Here is a 17,395-nt window from a genome sequence, read left to right on the forward strand (position 1 = left end):
ATGGTGCAAAATTAAACGCTCCGTCGATTTATTCGGGGCAATTATCTATTTTTAAATATTTATCCGCCCGTTTCGAATGCAAAACCCTCTCTCTCCGCTTATAATAAGCGGGGAAATGTTTCTTTATGTAAAAATACAGAGCTTTTAAGAAAAGTATTTAAATGCAAACGTATCTCCCCGATTTTCACTATCTTTGTTACTCAAAGACAAGATGGGGGTTCGACATGGTCAAATGTTGAAAACTTGGTTTTCCAGTTGTCTCTGCCCTTACCTTTTACTATCTTTGTTACACGAAGATAGGATGCGGTTCGGCATAGCCAAACTTGAAAAACAAGTTTTCCCGTTTGTCTCTGCTCTCTCCTTTTACTATCTTTGTCTATTGATAACCATATAATAATCAATTCATTTTTCAACCGCCCATGGAAACCGCCACATTCAATATCTTTCTGATTGTGATGGCCGTCACGGCTCTCATCGTGTTCATCGCCCTCCACTTCGTAAGTGCCGGCTACGGCATGCTCTTCGACCGCAAGTGGGGAATCTCCCTCTCCAACCGCATCGGGTGGGTGGTGATGGAGGCACCGGTATTCGTCGCCATGCTCGTGTTGTGGCTGCTGGCTCCGGCCGAATACCGCTACGACCCGGTGCGCATCGTCTTTCTGGTGCTGTTCGAGTTGCACTATTTCCAACGCTCGTTCATCTTCCCCTTCCTCATCAAGGGCAACAGCCGCATGCCGCTCAGCATCGTGAGCATGGGCATCGTCTTCAACCTGCTCAACGCCTTCATGCAAGGCGGCTGGATTTTCTACATCTCGCCGCTCGACTACTATACCCCGGCCTGGTTCACCTCGCCTCAGTTTATCATCGGTGTCATCGCCTTTGCGGCCGGCATGTTCATCAACATCCAGTCCGACTCCATCATACGCCATCTGCGCAAACCGGGCGACCGCAAGCACTACATACCGCGGGGCGGCATGTTCCGCTGGGTATCGTCGGCCAACTACTTCGGCGAGTTTCTCGAGTGGGTAGGCTTCGCCATCTTCACCTGGTCGTGGGCCGGAGCCGTCTTTGCCTGGTGGACCTTTGCCAACCTGGCTCCCCGTTCGGCATCGCTCTACAAACGCTATACCCAGGAGTTCGGCGAAGAATTTACCCGCGAAAAACGTAAAAAGATAATCCCTTTCATCTATTGAAATCATGAACAACGATACTGCTCCCAAAGAGTCCATACTCTTTACACCGGCCTCGATAGGGCCCGTCACCCTGCGCAACCGCACCATACGGTCGGCCGCCTTCGAAGGGATGTGCGACAACAACGCCCCTACGCAAAAACTGTATGACTACCACCGCAGCGTGGCTGCCGGCGGCATAGGCATGACCACGCTCGCCTACGCCTCGGTTACCCGCAACGGGCTCTCGTTCAAACACCAGTTGTGGATGCGCCCCGAAATCGTGAAACCGTTGCGCCGCATCACCGACGCCATTCATGCCGAGGGAGCCAAAGCCTCCATCCAGCTGGGACACTGCGGCAACATGTCGCACCGCAGCACGGCCGGGCAGATACCCATCTCGGCCTCGACCGGATTCAACCTCTACTCGCCCACCTTCGTACGAGGCATGCACAAGGACGAAATCGAGGCGATGGCCCGTGCCTTCGGCGAGGCGGTCAACAACGCCCGCGATGCCGGATTCGATGCCGTAGAGATTCACGCCGGACACGGCTACCTCATCAGCCAGTTCCTCTCGCCCTATACCAACCACCGTCGCGACGAGTACGGCGGTTCGCTCGACAACCGCATGCGCTTCATGCGCATGTGCATGGAGCAGGTGATGAAGGCGGCCGGTAACGACATGGCTGTCATCGTCAAGACCAACATGCGCGACGGATTCAAAGGAGGCATCGAAATCGACGAAGGCATCCTCATCGCCCGCGAGCTCGAGCAACTGGGGGCCCATGCCCTGGTATTGAGCGGCGGTTTCGTGAGCAAGGCCCCCATGTATGTGATGCGGGGCGAGATGCCCATCACCACCCTCACCTACTACATGAAGACGTGGTGGCTCAAATACGGCGTGAAGCTGGCCGGACGGTTCATGATTCCGACTGTTCCCTTCCGCGAAGCCTACTTCCTCGACGATGCCCTCAAGTTCCGCGAAGCGCTCAAGCTCCCCCTCATCTACGTGGGCGGTCTGGTATCGCGACCCACCATCGACAAGGTGCTCAACCACGGATTCGAGTTTGTACAGATGGGGCGTGCCCTCATCAACGAGCCCGACTTTGTCAACCGCATGAAAAACGAAGAGGAGGTGCGCTGCGGATGCGACCACACCAACTACTGCATAGCCCGCATGTACTCCATCGAGATGGCCTGTCACAAACACCTCGAAGGGCAGCTGCCCCCCTGTATCGTCAAAGAGATAGAAAGGATACACCGCCATGATGCGAAATAGAGATCTTGCACCGGGCACGGCCCTCGTGACCGGCGCCAGCTCGGGCATCGGCCTCGAGTTTGCCCGGCAACTGGCAGCCTGGGGAGCCGCCCTCGTGATGGTGAGCATCGACCGCGACGACCTCGAGCGCGAAGCGGCCCGCATTGCCAACGACTATCGGGTGCCGGTCGAGACCCTCTGCATGGACCTGGCCCGCCCCGAAGCAGCCAACGAACTCTATCGCTATTGCTGGGAGAAGGAGCTGACCATCGACATTCTCATCAACAACGCCGGCATCTTCTCCTTCCGCGAGGTTGCCCGCACCGACCCGGCCAAAATCGAGACCATGCTGCAGCTGCACATCGGCACCGTCACCCGGCTGTCGCGACTGTTTGCCGCCGACATGTGCGCCCGTCGCCGCGGCTATCTGCTCAACATGTCGTCGCTCTCGTGCTGGACACCCTATCCCGGCATCGCCCTCTACACGGCTACCAAAGCCTACATACGGGTATTCACCCGGGCCCTGGCCTGCGAACTGCACGACTATGGCGTGCATGCCACCGTCGTATGTCCCGGCGGAGTAGCCACCGGGCTGTACGGCCTGCCGCCCCGGCTGTTGAAACTGGGGGTACGGCTCGGGGTACTCATGACTCCCGAACGCCTCGTGCGAAAAGCTCTCAACGCCCTCTTCCGAGGGAAAAAACAACTCATCCCGGGCCTGTTCAACCGCCTGCTCATCCCGCTGGCGGCCGTCATGCCCACCCGGGTACGTCTCATAGTCAAACACCGCATGCTCGATGAATAAAGAGTATTACATCATCACCGGAGCCAACGGCAGCATAGGGCAGGCTCTCACCGAGGCCATCGCTGCACAAGGGCAGCCCGTAATCATGGCCTGCCGCAATCTGGCCAAATCGCAACCCGTGCAACAGCGCATCATCGAAAAGACGGGCAATACCGACATCACCCTGCTGCCGCTCGACCTCGCCTCGTTTGCCTCGATTATCAGTTTTGCCGAACACCTGTCGCAAGAGTCCATCTCGATACAGGCGCTACTCAACAATGCCGGCGTCATGAACCAGCATTACAGCCAAACGGCCGACGGCTTCGAGTCGACCATCGGGGTCAACTACATAGGCACCGTACTGCTCACCCGCATGCTGCTCCCCCTCATGCACCCCGGCAGCCGCATCGTCACCACCACCTCGCTCACCCGCTACATCGGCAAAATCGACGATACCTTCTTCGGGGCACCGCCGCACAAGTACAAACGGTTCGAGGCATACAGCAAGTCGAAACTCGCCCTCACCCTCTATACCGCACGCCTGGCTCAGGAGCTTCGCCCGCGGGGCATCTGGGTCAATGCCGCCGACCCGGGGGTAGTCGACACCGACATGATCACCATGCACTCGTGGGTCGACCCGCTGGCCAACCGGTTCTTCCGCCCCTTCATCAGCACCCCGCAAGAGGGAGCGTCAGGAGCCCTCTATGCCGCCACCGCCCCCGAAGCCTATGGCGTCACCGGCGAAATATTCAAAAAGCGGAAACACACCCCCATTCCTCCCCGGGTCGTTCATCTGCCCAAGGCCCTGTGGCTATACGAGGAGACCGGGAAAAGAATCACCGAAGTCCTCGCCAAGCAGCCTACAAGCGCTCCCAAAACATAAAATTACAAAACACTTGTATTTTCTTATTAACGCAGACAAGCGATTATACCGATTCCATCGGGCCGATAACGCCCGCGATAAGGGAGTGACAATTATTTAGATACACCTCTCCCGGTTGGGGTGAATCCTCCGTAAAAGGCCGTCCCGACGAGGAAAGAAAAAATTTTTATTCATGCACAGAATCCAAATATAATTTTGTTTTATCATTTGAAAATACTACCTTTGTCTCGGATTCAAAATCGCGATACTCCCTTTCAATAAAAGGAAAGAGCGAAAAAAGATGCGAAATATTTTTTACTGAATATCTATACAGTTCTGCCGGAAAAAACAACGATGTGAATCGTTATACTATCAGTCCCCTTTTTTTATGATATCGAGATTCCGGCAGAACTTTTTTTTAAATCCTCACACACTCCCCGACCCAAGCAATCTCTCATTCTTGCCCAACAGACGAGACATGTGCCGATGTCATCAGACCTACCGCAACTCTGGCCTCTTGCCCCTAAGTGAAAAAAAAACCGCCGATCTCCCTGACGGAAATCGGCGGCCTTTATAAAGCCTATTCGAACTATCGATTAGAGTTTGCCGGCGCTACCCAATACATTCTCGATTTTGTGAATGTAGAGTTTCTTCATGTTTTCACGAGCCGGACCCAGGTATTTACGAGGATCGAACTCGGCGGGTTTCGTAGCGAATACCTCGCGGATAGCAGCGGTCATGGCCAGACGGCTGTCGGAGTCGATGTTGATTTTGCAAACGGCCGATTTGGCAGCTTTACGCAGCTCCTCTTCGGGGATACCGATAGCAGCTTCGAGTTTGCCTCCGTATTTGTTGATGGTGTCGACCTCTTCTTGGGGAACCGACGAAGAGCCGTGCAGTACGATGGGGAAGCCCGGGAGTTTCTCCATAACGGCGTCGAGAACGTCGAATGCCAAGGGAGGAGGTACCAGACGACCCGTAGCAGGGTCTACGTGGCATTGCTCGGGTTTGAACTTGTAGGCACCGTGCGAAGTACCGATCGAGATAGCCAGCGAGTCGCAACCCGTGCGGTGTGCGAAGTCGATAACCTCTTCGGGGTTGGTGTAGGTGTGGTGTTCGGCCGAAACCTCATCCTCAACACCGGCGAGAACGCCCAGCTCACCTTCAACGGTTACATCGAACTGGTGTGCATAATCAACTACTTTTTTCGTGAGGGCTACATTCTCTTCGTAAGGCAGGTGAGAACCGTCGATCATCACCGAAGAGAAACCTGTGTCGATACACGATTTGCACAATTCGAACGAATCGCCGTGGTCGAGGTGCAACACGATTTGAGGATGTTCGCAACCCAACTCTTTGGCGTATTCTACGGCGCCTTGTGCCATATAACGGAGCAACGTCTGGTTGGCATAATTACGAGCGCCTTTCGATACTTGCAGAATCACAGGCGATTTCGTTTCTACGGCTGCTTGGATAATTGCCTGCATCTGTTCCATGTTGTTGAAGTTGAAAGCAGGGATAGCATATCCGCCTTTGATAGCCTTGGCAAACATCTCTCTGGTGTTTACCAATCCTAATTCTTTGTAGCTTACCATCTTATTATAAATTATTGGTTAGTAAATTCTACCGCAAAGATAAACATTTTTAGCGACTACCTCTATCTACAAACTTAAAAAACATATACACGGCTCACTTTTTTATTAAAATTTAGCCGCTATTTTAATACAACTACCCAAAGGATACTCGACTTCCAGGTGTTACACCTTGATAAATATCTCTTTTTTCAGCAGCACACAGGCCAGTAATCCGTTGAAAGCCACATACACCAGTGCATAGATGAGCGACGCCAACTGAGGCACGACGGCCCACCCGGCTATCCACATGTACACCTGATCCTTAACCGACAAGCCGCCGCAGGGAATCGTCTCCAGCACAATGGCCAGGAAACTGGCAAAGACATAGATAAACAACGGATTGCACCCGAATGCCCGGAACGGATAGGTCCAGCGTTGCATCTTGCGCACATCGATAATCCACATCAGCAAGATGAGGGTGAGCATGGCAAAACCACAGGTAACCAGTACATACGACGGGCTCCACACCTTTTTGTTGATCGGGCAACCATACCCCAGCAAGAACCCGACGATGAGCAGTGCGGCACACGCCACGGCCAGGTCGGCCATCTTCTCGTTCAAGGATTTCGAGCTCAACAAAAGACGTCCGCAAAAGAATCCTATCAACACATGCGCAATACCCGGCAACGTGCTGACAAGCCCCTCGGGGTCGAACCTGATGCGCCCCCCGTCGGGCAGCCACTCGAGATACATGTGACTCTCGCCTACCAATGTACGGTCGACGACGGCTATCACATTGGCCGTAGACAATTCAAATCCATGCCCCCAGGCCAAGACCAGCCCATAGAGCAGCAAAATACCGGCTACGACACAGCCCAGCACCCGCCTGTTACGCACCGTAACCACCAGCAGGGAAGCAAAAAAGTAAGAGAGTGCCAGGCGTTGCAATACGCCCCAGACGCGCACCTGCTCGAAGGGGAAAAGTATCTGGCTCCACGACATCGTTCCCTCGGGCGACATCCATCGCGACAGCACGAGCGAAACCCACGAAAGAGCTACACCCAGAAGGAACAGAATGGCCGTACGCTTAACCAGCTTGACCACAAACTCCCGAGTAGGCCGGTAATCGAATTTCCGGAACGAAAAGCACATGGAGACTCCCATTACAAACATAAAAAACGGGAACACCAGGTCGGTGGGCGTAAGCCCGTTCCACTCGGCATGTTTCAGCGGGGCATAGATATGCCCCCAATCGCCGGGGTTATTGACCAGAATCATACCGGCCACCGTGATACCCCGTAACACATCTAACGACATTAACCGTTCGGTTTTCATCATCTCTCTTTTTTTAACGGGTCATTCATTCTATTTGATAAAGCCGGGAGTTCTGTAATGCAATCCGTTTCGGGTGAGCCATTGCAAGTGCCACGGCAAGTTTTTCGTGAACCGGCTCCAATCGCGCTTGCTTCCCCAAGCCACTTCGCTGAATGCCTGACATGCCGGGAAGACGTGTTGTCCGAACTTGCGCTCGTTGGGTATCATTTCGGTCCACACACAAGCCTGGAAACCCTGGACCTGCGACTGTACAATGCCGGGGAACTGAGGCTCGAAGGTAAACTCGTAGAGCGACTTCAACGACTCGTCAGAGGAGTTCCCGCTCAAATAGAAACGGCCCCACTCCATAAATATCAGCGGATGTCCGCTCTGGGTAATATCGGCCGGCTGCTGCGACTCCCAGTCGCGCCAGTAGGTATAGAGCAAGTCCAGCGGCCTGTTCTTGTAAAAGGCGTCGTCCCAAGCCATCACCTTGCGCCCCTTGCTCTTGACATAATCCGACATCTGTTCTACAAAATAGTTCTGCAACTCGGTCTCATTCATCAGCCCCTTGTCGCGAATCATCTGCTGGCAATAAGGGCAACTCTTCCAGTTATCTTTCTCCACCTCGTCGGCTCCGATGTGGATATATTCGCTCGGGAATACACTCAGCACCTCGTCCAGAATATTCTTCAAAAATTCATAGGTCTCGGGCTTCCCTACACAGATGGGATATGAAAATTCGGTCCCCCAGCCGGCCTCGTTGGTACAGGAGAGACTGGGAAACGCCCGAATAGCCGCCGAGAAATGGCCCGGCATATCGATTTCGGGAATAATCTCGATACCGCGCTCCGAAGCGTATGCGACCAACTGCGACAGCTCCTCCTGGGTATAATAGCCCCCATATTCGCTGTTGTTGCGAATGAAGCGGGTGTCGATTACAAACGAGGCGTCGGTCTGGGCCAGCTCCTGACAACGCTTGTCGTACTCGTCGAACTCGCGCCAGGCGCCTATTGTCGTCAGTTCGGGGTATCGCTTAATCTCCATGCGCCAACCCTGGTCGTCGGTCAAGTGCATCTGCAACTTGTTGATTTTGTAGAACGAAAGCATATCGATTACCTTCTTCAGATAGTCGATGGTAAAAGCATGACGAGCTACGTCGATATGGAATCCCCGCCAACTCTTTTCGGGTTTATCGGATAACGTGAGCAACGGTAACACACGCCCGCCACCTTCATAAGCCGAACTCTGGAGCAAGATTTGACGCAGGGTCTGGACACCCCACAACAGTCCTCGTGACGACGCATACTCAAGGGTAATGCCGTCGAGCGTTGTCTTTATCTTATACTCCTCGTCTTGTAGCGAAGCATTGGCCACAAGCCGAATAAAGGCCTGGCCGCCAGACTGCCGAACCAATTCGCCCCCCAACGAGGTTACGGTCGACTCCAACAAGGCATAGGGCCCGCCGGTCAACTCGTCGCTTACCGATACCGACGAAGGCACAACCATACCACCCCCGTCGTAGATGACCGATTGCGGTTGCGGAATAAACGCTATCGAAGCAGCGTTTACCGGCCGGGAGAGATCATTTTGCGACTCGGAACATGAAGAGGCCACGGAGCCCCAACTCAGTACACTAATCACACACAAACACACTATGTATCTTTTCATAACCTTTTCTTTTTTATTTATCCGACTTCGTATCGGTCGGGAACAAAACAGTTGTTACACTCTCTTTTCCTAAATAGTACAGCCGAGCCTTGACCACACGGCCCGCAGGATAGACTACCGGGCCCCGCCACACGGTCGATTGAGTGCCGGGCTCGCTGCCGTCGGTAGTATAGCGAATCACGGCCGACGACAACGGACTGTTGGCGTAGAGACGGCCGTCGATTACACACAACCCTACGTGAGGCAACCGCACATTTACCCCGGAATGAATCAGGTAGGGATATTCCTGCATATCCAACTGCCGGTAGAAACGAGACACATCTTGGCAGAAGGCTTGCTGCTCGACCTCGCCCCGTAAGCTCTCCCAACGCGGATGCGCATTCCACCCGCGCTCTACCAGACCGAGAATCTTGGGGAAGATATAGTACTCGGCCCATTGAGGTCCACGCACCGTCTCGGAGAACAACTGAGCCTGCACACCCACGATTTTCGACAGACTGTCCAACCGGGTTTTCCCCTCGTCGGCCCGGTCCAAATCGACCGGATTGTCGTGCAGGTCGCATCGAGCCGAACGGTATATCGAGAAAGGCAACATCGAGAACGACTTCACCTCGTCGACATACCCGGCCCAGGAGTGTCCCCGCTCTTCGTAGTGAGAGCTATAAGCCAGGTCCATATAGAAATTGTTTACGTTGCACAGCACTACGGGATACCCCTTATTGGCTATCCGATAGGGAATCTCGTCGCCACCCCATTCGGGCACCGTGTTCCAGCAATAGATGTTGCTGGCCACCTGTTTCAACCGACTGTCGGTCGTCGCCCGGTTGTGCAGGGCAGCCTCTTGCCAGGCCGCCAGCTTCACGCCTTGCGCCTCTACCAGGCCGGCCATGCGGCTGTAAAAGTATTCAAACAGGTCGTGAGGGCCCTCCATCCGATTGTCGCGCATGAGTTTGGCACAAGCTACCGAACCCAACCAGGCCCCCTCGGGAACTTCGTCGCCACCCAGGTGTATCGTATGCAACGCTACACCAGCCTCGGCATACATGGCCGCGATTTCGGTCACCACCTTCTCCATAAAGGCATAGGTCGACGGCAAAGCCACGTTGATAACATTGTCGGTATAAGACTGGGCCGACACGTATTTCGACGTATCGCCCGGCTCGCTCAACAGGTATTCTCGAGCTTTCGCTTCGTCGGTACCGGCATACTTGCGATAACGGGCTTTCATAGCCACAATAGCTGCACGAGCATGGCCCGGAGCCTCGACTTCGGGGACTATCGTCACATGCCGGCGTGCTGCATAACGCAACAAGTCGACAAACTCGTCGCGAGTATAATAGCCGTTACCCGTACCCTCCGTAACCGAATAGGAGCCGTCGTAACCCGGGTATAGGCAGGTCGACTCGTCGGTCGTATGACCCCGATGGCCACCGACCGCAGTCAGCTCTTCCAAACCGGGAATCTCGATACGCCAACCTTCATCGTCGGTCAAATGCAGATGCAGCACATCGATCTTGTAAGACGACAGAATATCGATCCAGCGTTTCACATCGGCAGCCGGAATAAAGTTGCGCGACACATCGAGCATGAAGCCGCGATAGGACAAATCGGGATAATCGATAATCGTTTGCCGGTCGAGAGTATGGCTATTTCCCCTCAGCAAGGCCAGGAGAGTCTGTATACCGTTGAATACGCCGTGCGGCGTATCCCCCACGACAGCAATCTGGCGATTGTCTATGTCCAGCCTATACTGTTCGGGGTTGCATGTATGGCCAGCGGCTGCCAGGTCAAGCTCGATGTGCATCGAAGCACCCTCGGTGACAGCTATTCCATACTCCTGCTCCAGCTTCTCTTGCAACAGACGTGCCTCATCGACCAACTCTTGATTATACAGCAGTGATACCTCGGCAGGGACCGATACCCGGCCCCCCTTCGCAACCGCCTGCTTGACCGATGGCAACACGGCCGGAGCCGTCGAATCAAACGGGCAGGCATAACTGGCATTGCGACGATAAATAGCCTCAGCCGAGAGATCGCCCATACGTTCCCGATCGGAGAACGGAACGATTGCCAACTCGACCGGGAGCGGAGTATTCTGCCCCTTTGCTACCCAGTAGCATCCCTCGGGTTGCCGCGACAGGTTGACAGCCCGGCTATCGGCATAATAGACGACCACCAGCGAATCGTGCGGCGGGATATTCCGGTACCGGTCGGTCGGAGCCATTTTATAATAGTTGGCATTCACGGCCGTAATACAAACCGGTGATGTCGAATCGTTGGCGACACGTACCGGCAACTGGGAATAAAAGATTTCCCAATCGCCCGCCAGTTCCCGGTCGGTCTTATTTCTGACAACAAACCGATGACGATACATCTGGGTCGAAGCATCGTATACCCCGTTTTCCCAGACCAGTGCAACCGGAGCCTCGCCCTTGTGAGAAGTAGTGCACGAACACCACAGCGAAACGGTTGCGACCGAATATAAAATCCATTTTTTCATAATCATAAGCATTTAATGAACCTTTTACCCGCCCGGCAGAGCAGGAGCTAAACAGAGAGATAGAGACGAATGCACCGGGAAAGGATACATTCGTCTCGTCTCTCCTCATCTAAAATTTACCTATTCAGCACGTAATATTTTCGAGCCGATCTCAATCGGACAATCGCTCTACATTCATCTTTTCGTTACCAACTCCGCCCGAGGTATCGAAGGTCAGGCGGTAATAGCCCGGCACAAAGTCGGCCGTGTTGGTAAAGCCGTTGGACATCGAGACGGCAAATCCCGTGGCATCGCCCGTAATAGAGCCCTCTTTCAGCTCCATACCCAGCGTTTTGTTCCACAACCGGTCGCTGTAAATCTCGATTTCGAACGACTCCCATTCGTGGGTATTGCTCAGATAGAGAGTCGTTTGGTAGGTATTATCGGCAATCTTGACCACATAGCCCAGACGCGACACATCCTCGGTATCCCAACCGCCCGTATTGTAGTCGTCGTTCCAAACCGGAGCCGATGTAAAGCCATGACCTACCAGCCAGTAGGCTACAGGAGCCTCATCGTCGAGACGCATTACCCACATGTAGTTATACTTGCTCGAGTAGTATACCTCCCACTTGCCGCTCTCGCGCAAGAAGGTGAGTTTGCCGGTCTCGGCATTGTACTCGAAGAAGTCGCGGTTGTAGGCATTGGCGAGATCCTCAAAGCCGGTTACTTCGACCTCGGCACCCTGAGTAAACTGGATAGCCGCCCGATAATAGCCCGCACTGGCTTCGAGCTCTACGCCGTCGATTGTAAACACCTGATACTCACCGATAGCGCCCACCTTGAAAGTCATGACATCGAAAGTAATCTGTTCGATTTCCCAGCCTTGATAGTCAAAGGTGAAGCCTACCCCCGTCGCACTCGACAACTCGGCATAGTTGGCCGTTTCGGAGTAGCCCCATATCAGCTCCGAATCTTCGAGCGACTCACTCGTCGATACTTTGCCGGTAAACTGGGTGATGTAGCTGCCCGTCTCCGTAGCATACAAATAGGGATTATCGGCCTGACGTTTCATGGGAATCACCTGCTCCTCGATGTGCAGATACATGGTTTCGGGCAATTCGGGACGCCGAATCTTGAGATCGAAGTTCCGGGAAACTTCGCTACCCTCTACGTTGATAGCCGTGAGGGTAAGCCGGGCCTCCTTGTTGTCTTCCAGACCGGCGGTAAAGGGGATAAAGATTCCATGATTCTGAATCGATGCCGACATGCCCTTGGTACGTATCGACTCGGTAAAAATCGACTCTTCGCCCGAAGTCAGCGAAACCTCGAGGGTCGAAAGCGGGGTCTGCTCATCCTTAATATCGACCGAGAAATAGAGAGTATCGTTGGCCATGACATATTCGGTAGACGACAGGTCGACCTCCGACATCTCGGGGCAGGAATAGGGATAGACCACACGGCCCGTGCCATCTTCGCATGCTGTCAGGAGGACAGATGCACAGCACAAGAATGTAAATATATGATTGCTAAATTTCATAATCGTACTATTATCAAAACATTAAACAATAGGTTAATACCCTTCATTTTGCGTAAGGTTGTTGTTCTTGTCGATTTCCTCCTGCGGCACAGGCCACTTCTCTCTGAACGATTGCAGGTCGCTGAAGATATACTGACCTTTCTCGTCCTTATGCTTGCGCATGACATCGAGCATACGGTCGTTTCTCAACAAGTCGTACCACCGCTGAGCCTCCATATAGAGCTCGAGCTGGCGCTCGTTCTCCACAGCCAGACGGGCATCGGCCTGCGACATGTTTACATCCAATGACGAGGGGCCGAAACCGGCACGCTCGCGAATGCGATTGACGATGACAATAGCGTCGGAAACCTGGTTCAGCTCGACCAAAGCCTCGGCCTTCATCAACAGAATATCGGCCAGACGCATCAGGATAATATCGGAGTTCTTCTCGCGAATCTTGTAGGAGAAGGGATAGTTGTCGGCCGGGAAATAGGTGTCGTACGGAGCCTCTTTCCACAGAATGCTCGAGGTGTAGCGTACATCCTTCTCGGTGTCGAACTTGGCCAGCAGGTCGTGCGTAGGGGTACAGTAGCGACGCCAGGTTACCGAGCCGTCGTCCTCCTTCAACAGACACCAGTAGGCCCAGTTGGGCGAATCGGCGGTATAGTAAACCTCGAAGATACTCTCGGTAGTAAACTTGTTGTCGGGGTTCCACAAGTCGTCAAAGTTGCTTACCAGTTGATACCCCTCGGCGATAGTCTTGTCGGCATACTCCACTACCTTGTTGTAGTCGCGGCTCTCTTTGGGACCCATGGTAGCCCACACCTTCGACAACAAACCATAGGCAGCACCTTTGGTGGCCTGGAATGCACCCACGCTCTTGCTGTCGAGATACTGTATGGTACCCTCTTCGTCGAGGTCTTCCAATATCTGTTTATATACCTCATCTTCGGTACTGCGTGCCGGATACATCACCGGGTACCAGGTGTCGAGGTTATCGGCCGTAATGGTGGGTATCAACTGCAGGACCATAGGCAATCCGCCCCACAGGCGCACCATATCGAAGTAGGCCCAGGCTCGGATAAACTTGGCTTCGGCCATCACCTTGTTTTTCTCGGCTTCGGTAGCCGACTCGGGAGTCATCAGCTTCACGTTCTCGATTACATTCGTAGCAGAACCGGCCATGGCCAGATATTGCGACCATACCAGCGAAACCTTGTAGTTGGTAGCCGTGATTTTGAGCAGGTCTTCTTCTATATCGTACACACCGTCGCTACCGGCATAGCAGTTGTCGGACTGAATGTCGTTGATCGTATAGTTCTCGAGCTGATAAATGTCGTTCTTGAAACTGTTGTAAGCGCCCTGCAACTCGGCTTGCGCATCTGAAATGGAGAGATACTCCGATACCAGCGCCCCGGCCTCGCTACCCTCCTGGGTAAAGTCGGACTGAGGTCTTTCGTCCAGAAAATCGTTACATGCACTGAATCCCAACCAGGGCAATGTAAAGCATATCGTTCTTATTATTAACTTTTTCATTTTCGTTCATCATTTAAAATTCAACATTCAGACCAAAGATCACAGCTTTCGATTGAGGATAAGTTCCGTAGTCTACACCCAGAGCTACCGCATCGGCACCATAGGCATTTACTTCGGGGTCGTATCCGCTGTAATTGGTGAAGGTCAACAGATTTTGCCCGGTTACATAGAACTGCAGTTTGGAGAGGTGCATCTTGCGCAGCAGCTTCCGGTCGAAGTCATACGACAGAGTCAAAGTCTTCAACCGCAGATACGAACCGTCTTCGACAAAGCGAGTCGAGTTGTGGCTGTTGTCGATAGAGCCGGCACGGGGTATATCGGTAATCATACCCGGACGTTTCCAGCGGTCGAGCACGGCCTTCGACTGGTTGCGGAAGTCGAACATACCCTCGGTATCGATACGCGAGGCATTGAAGATGTCGTTGCCTTGGCTTCCCTGCAAGAAAATCGAGAGGCCTATCCCTTTGTACGAAAAGGTATTGGTCATGCCATAAATAAAATCGGGTTGTGCGCAACCGATAGTCGTACGGTCGCCCGGGTCGAACACACCGTTGTTGTTCAGGTCTTTGTAGATGATATTTCCCGTTTCGGGGTCGACACCCTCCGATACATAGCCGAAGAAGGTACCCAGAGGCAAGCCCTCTTTCAAGATGATGGCATTCTCTTTGGTCTCATACATCTCGGCATAGTAGTACACCTTGTTCAGGCCCAGCTTGGTCAGCTTATTTTTGTTGAACGAAATATTGAAATCGGTATTCCATTGAAACTCGCCTCTGAAGTTTTGAGAAGAGAGGTTCAACTCAATACCTTTGTTGGTCATCTCACCATCGTTGCGGGTAATACCGCCGGGGAGGTTCACGTTGTCGGGCAGGCTCACGGTGAGCAGCAGGTCGGTCGTGCGCTTGTAGTAGGCATCGACCGACAGGGTCAGGCGCGAATCAAAGGCCGAGAAGTCGATACCGGCATTCCACTGCATGGTCTTCTCCCAGGTAAGCTCGGTATTGGCGGCCGAATAGGGCGTGATGGCCAATCCCGGATAGAGATTGTCGGTCGTGGGGGCTACCTTGCTGGCAGTCATACCGGCCAGATAGGCGTAGTTGCCTATCCCGCTCTGGTTACCGTTCATACCCCAGCCCACACGTATTTTCAAATCGTCGACCACGTCGGCAAGCGACTCCATGAACGATTCGCTCGACATGCGCCATCCGGCCGAAACCGAAGGGAAGTAACCCCAACGATGACCCGGAGCAAAGCGCGAAGAACCATCGGCACGGAAGTTCATGGTCAACAGGTAGCGGCTGTCGTAGTTGTAGGCAACACGACCCAAAAACGAAGCCAACGTCCAGGCCGAAGCCGAAGAGCCAGTGGCATCCTTGTCTATCTGGTTGGCGGCAGCTATCGAATGAAGGTCGGGGTAAGAGTCGGGAAGGTCGAATCCGGCCAGCCAGGCTCCATTGTATTGGGCGCGTTGTTGGGTAGCACCACCCATCAACGAGAGGTTGTGTTTGTTGATCGAGCAATCATAGGTGAGAATGTTTTCGAACAGCCATTCGAAATTACGCGAGTAGCTCTCTTCGACACGACCTTTGGTCGAACGTCCGTCGGAGGTAGAGCGGGGATCCAGATAAAAATCCCAACGGGTATTGGTCAGGTCGATACCAAACATAGTTTTGAATTTCAACCCTTTGTACAGGTCGATAGTAAGAGCCAGCGACCCTTTCAGATAATCGGTCGAAGTCACGTTGTCGGCAGCATTGGCAGCCAGCGGGTTCAGGATGCGGGAACCATAGGCCGACTCGTCGTATTGACCGGGATTCTCGGGGTCCCACTCCTGCATGAACGGCGGGGTATTGATGACCGAAAGAATAGAACCCGCACGCATGGAGCTGCGGCTCTCGTAAACCTCGCGCCCCTCGGTATTGGAGTAGGCCAGGTTGAGGGCGATATTCAACCAATTGGTCTGTTGGCTGTCGATATTGCTACGGAAATTGTAGCGTTTGAAATAGGCTTTATTCACGATACCTTTCTCGTCGGTATATCCGCCCGAAATGAAATATTTCAGTTTGTCGGTTCCGTTCGAGACCGATAATTGATAGTTCTGATTGATACCGGTTTTGAAAAACATGTCGGTCCAGTCGACATAGCGGTGCTCATCCTCGGGAATCGTAGGGGCTACGTTGGAATATTTCTTCAACTCCTTCATCAAATCCTTATACTCCTCGGTATTGAGGGCGTCGATCTTTTTCCCCAGCCGGGAGATACCGGCATAGGCACTGAGTTTGACCTGAGGTTTGCCTATCTCGCCCCGCTTGGTGGTAATCAATACGACACCGTTGGCGGCCCGGGCTCCGTAAATGGCAGCCGACGAAGCATCTTTCAGTACCTGCATGCTCTCGATGTCGCCCGGGTTCAGACCCGATATATCGTCGCTGGGCATACCGTCGACAATATACAATGGTTCGTTCGAAGCCTGTACCGACGTAGCACCACGCACACGAATGCTCATGCCCGAACCGGGAGCACCCGAAGGTTGCACTACCTGAATACCGGCCGCTTTACCCTGGAGAGCCTGTGCTGCGTCGACAATGGGGCGCTCGTCAATATCGGAAGTCGATACGACCGATACGGCCGTGGTAATATCTTTCCGTTTCATCGAACCGTAACCAATCACCACCACTTCGTCGAGCAGTTGGTTGTCTTCGCTCATCGATACGGTATAGACATCTTTGCTGCCGACTCTCAACGTGTGGGTGTTATAGCCGATGTACGAAAAGGTCAAGAGGCTGCCCTCGGGGGCCTCGAGTTTCCAGTTTCCGTCTACATCGGACATGGTTCCACGCGTACCGTTGTCGACGGCAATCGAAACCCCAATCAAGGGGTTACCCTCCGTGTCGACAATCTTTCCGCTTACAGACTTGTTTGATTTTGCTTTTTTCAAAGTCGACTGCAGGGAGAGCACGACCTGTTTGTCGCCTTCGATTTTATAAACGATATTCGTACCTTTGAACAGGGTTCTCAATACATTTTCTATATTCTCGTCGTGAAACGACAAGTTGACCTTACGATTCAAATCCGACAGCTCATCGGAGTAGAAAAAGCTGTAATCGGCTTTTTCCTCAATCATCTCGATTACCTCTTTGATAGACTTATTCGAGGCATTAAATGTGATTTGGGCTTTTACATTCATTACCGATACGAGGGTAATGAAACTCAATAAGCATATTCGTAA

General features: G+C 53.2%; 11 protein-coding genes. 4 read left to right on the top strand and 7 right to left on the bottom strand.

Going from position 1 to position 17,395, the window contains the following annotated elements; all coding sequences use genetic code 11:
- Positions 1–419: 419 nt before the first annotated feature.
- The 4 genes from NW211_RS01820 to NW211_RS01835 are packed head-to-tail and all read left to right on the top strand — an operon-like array spanning position 420 to position 4,094.
- Positions 420–1,193 (top strand): DUF1295 domain-containing protein, encoded by a 774-nt coding sequence (locus tag NW211_RS01820; protein ID WP_087409249.1) that lies wholly within the window; start codon positions 420–422, stop codon positions 1,191–1,193.
- 4 nt (positions 1,194–1,197) lie between these two features.
- Entirely contained in the window at positions 1,198–2,448 is a 1,251-nt protein-coding gene (locus tag NW211_RS01825) for an NADH:flavin oxidoreductase (RefSeq protein ID WP_258326726.1), read from the top strand.
- Positions 2,435–3,232, top strand: coding sequence for an SDR family oxidoreductase (locus NW211_RS01830; protein ID WP_258326727.1), 798 nt, complete (start codon positions 2,435–2,437; stop codon positions 3,230–3,232). The genes NW211_RS01825 and NW211_RS01830 overlap by 14 nt, the downstream gene beginning before the upstream one ends.
- Complete coding sequence (locus NW211_RS01835) at positions 3,225–4,094, top strand: SDR family NAD(P)-dependent oxidoreductase (RefSeq protein ID WP_258326728.1); 870 nt, start codon at positions 3,225–3,227, stop codon at positions 4,092–4,094. Before NW211_RS01830 ends, NW211_RS01835 begins: the two co-directional genes overlap by 8 nt.
- A 575-nt stretch (positions 4,095–4,669) precedes the next feature.
- Here the strand turns inward: NW211_RS01835 and NW211_RS01840 are convergent.
- From NW211_RS01840 to NW211_RS01870, 7 genes are all read right to left on the bottom strand, one after another.
- Positions 4,670–5,668 carry a class II fructose-bisphosphate aldolase gene (locus NW211_RS01840; RefSeq protein WP_087409245.1) on the bottom strand — a complete coding sequence of 333 codons (999 nt, stop codon included), beginning with the start codon at positions 5,666–5,668 and terminating at the stop codon, positions 4,670–4,672.
- Between the two features lie 162 nt (positions 5,669–5,830).
- On the bottom strand, positions 5,831–6,982 hold the full coding sequence (locus tag NW211_RS01845; protein WP_375379563.1) for an acyltransferase family protein: 1,152 nt from the start codon (positions 6,980–6,982) through the stop codon (positions 5,831–5,833).
- Positions 6,983–7,012: 30 nt separating this feature from the next.
- Positions 7,013–8,632 carry a beta-N-acetylhexosaminidase gene (locus NW211_RS01850; protein WP_087409243.1) on the bottom strand — a complete coding sequence of 540 codons (1,620 nt, stop codon included), beginning with the start codon at positions 8,630–8,632 and terminating at the stop codon, positions 7,013–7,015.
- 13 nt (positions 8,633–8,645) lie between these two features.
- A complete protein-coding gene (locus NW211_RS01855; RefSeq protein WP_258326732.1) occupies positions 8,646–11,132 on the bottom strand; it encodes a family 20 glycosylhydrolase in 2,487 nt (828 codons plus the stop codon).
- Between the two features lie 151 nt (positions 11,133–11,283).
- Positions 11,284–12,651 carry a DUF5016 domain-containing protein gene (locus NW211_RS01860; RefSeq protein WP_087409241.1) on the bottom strand — a complete coding sequence of 456 codons (1,368 nt, stop codon included), beginning with the start codon at positions 12,649–12,651 and terminating at the stop codon, positions 11,284–11,286.
- A 33-nt stretch (positions 12,652–12,684) separates the two neighbouring features.
- On the bottom strand, positions 12,685–14,166 hold the full coding sequence (locus NW211_RS01865; protein WP_087409240.1) for a RagB/SusD family nutrient uptake outer membrane protein: 1,482 nt from the start codon (positions 14,164–14,166) through the stop codon (positions 12,685–12,687).
- A 13-nt stretch (positions 14,167–14,179) separates the two neighbouring features.
- Entirely contained in the window at positions 14,180–17,353 is a 3,174-nt protein-coding gene (locus NW211_RS01870) for a TonB-dependent receptor (RefSeq protein ID WP_375379564.1), read from the bottom strand.
- Positions 17,354–17,395 lie beyond the last annotated feature (42 nt).

This window comes from Barnesiella sp. ET7, from assembly GCF_024733785.1.
GTDB classification, from domain to species: domain Bacteria; phylum Bacteroidota; class Bacteroidia; order Bacteroidales; family Barnesiellaceae; genus Barnesiella; species Barnesiella merdigallinarum.

Bases quoted from the DNA above. Each gene is read 5' to 3' on its own strand.
- NW211_RS01820 (WP_087409249.1), top strand. From the start codon at position 420: ATGGAAACCGCCACATTCAATATCTTTCTGATTGTGATGGCCGTCACG.
- NW211_RS01825 (WP_258326726.1), top strand. From the start codon at position 1,198: ATGAACAACGATACTGCTCCCAAAGAGTCCATACTCTTTACACCGGCC.
- NW211_RS01830 (WP_258326727.1), top strand. From the start codon at position 2,435: ATGATGCGAAATAGAGATCTTGCACCGGGCACGGCCCTCGTGACCGGC.
- NW211_RS01835 (WP_258326728.1), top strand. From the start codon at position 3,225: ATGAATAAAGAGTATTACATCATCACCGGAGCCAACGGCAGCATAGGG.
- NW211_RS01840 (WP_087409245.1), bottom strand. From the start codon at position 5,668: ATGGTAAGCTACAAAGAATTAGGATTGGTAAACACCAGAGAGATGTTT.
- NW211_RS01845 (WP_375379563.1), bottom strand. From the start codon at position 6,982: ATGAAAACCGAACGGTTAATGTCGTTAGATGTGTTACGGGGTATCACG.
- NW211_RS01850 (WP_087409243.1), bottom strand. From the start codon at position 8,632: ATGAAAAGATACATAGTGTGTTTGTGTGTGATTAGTGTACTGAGTTGG.
- NW211_RS01855 (WP_258326732.1), bottom strand. From the start codon at position 11,132: ATGAAAAAATGGATTTTATATTCGGTCGCAACCGTTTCGCTGTGGTGT.
- NW211_RS01860 (WP_087409241.1), bottom strand. From the start codon at position 12,651: ATGAAATTTAGCAATCATATATTTACATTCTTGTGCTGTGCATCTGTC.
- NW211_RS01865 (WP_087409240.1), bottom strand. From the start codon at position 14,166: ATGAAAAAGTTAATAATAAGAACGATATGCTTTACATTGCCCTGGTTG.
- NW211_RS01870 (WP_375379564.1), bottom strand. From the start codon at position 17,353: ATGAATGTAAAAGCCCAAATCACATTTAATGCCTCGAATAAGTCTATC.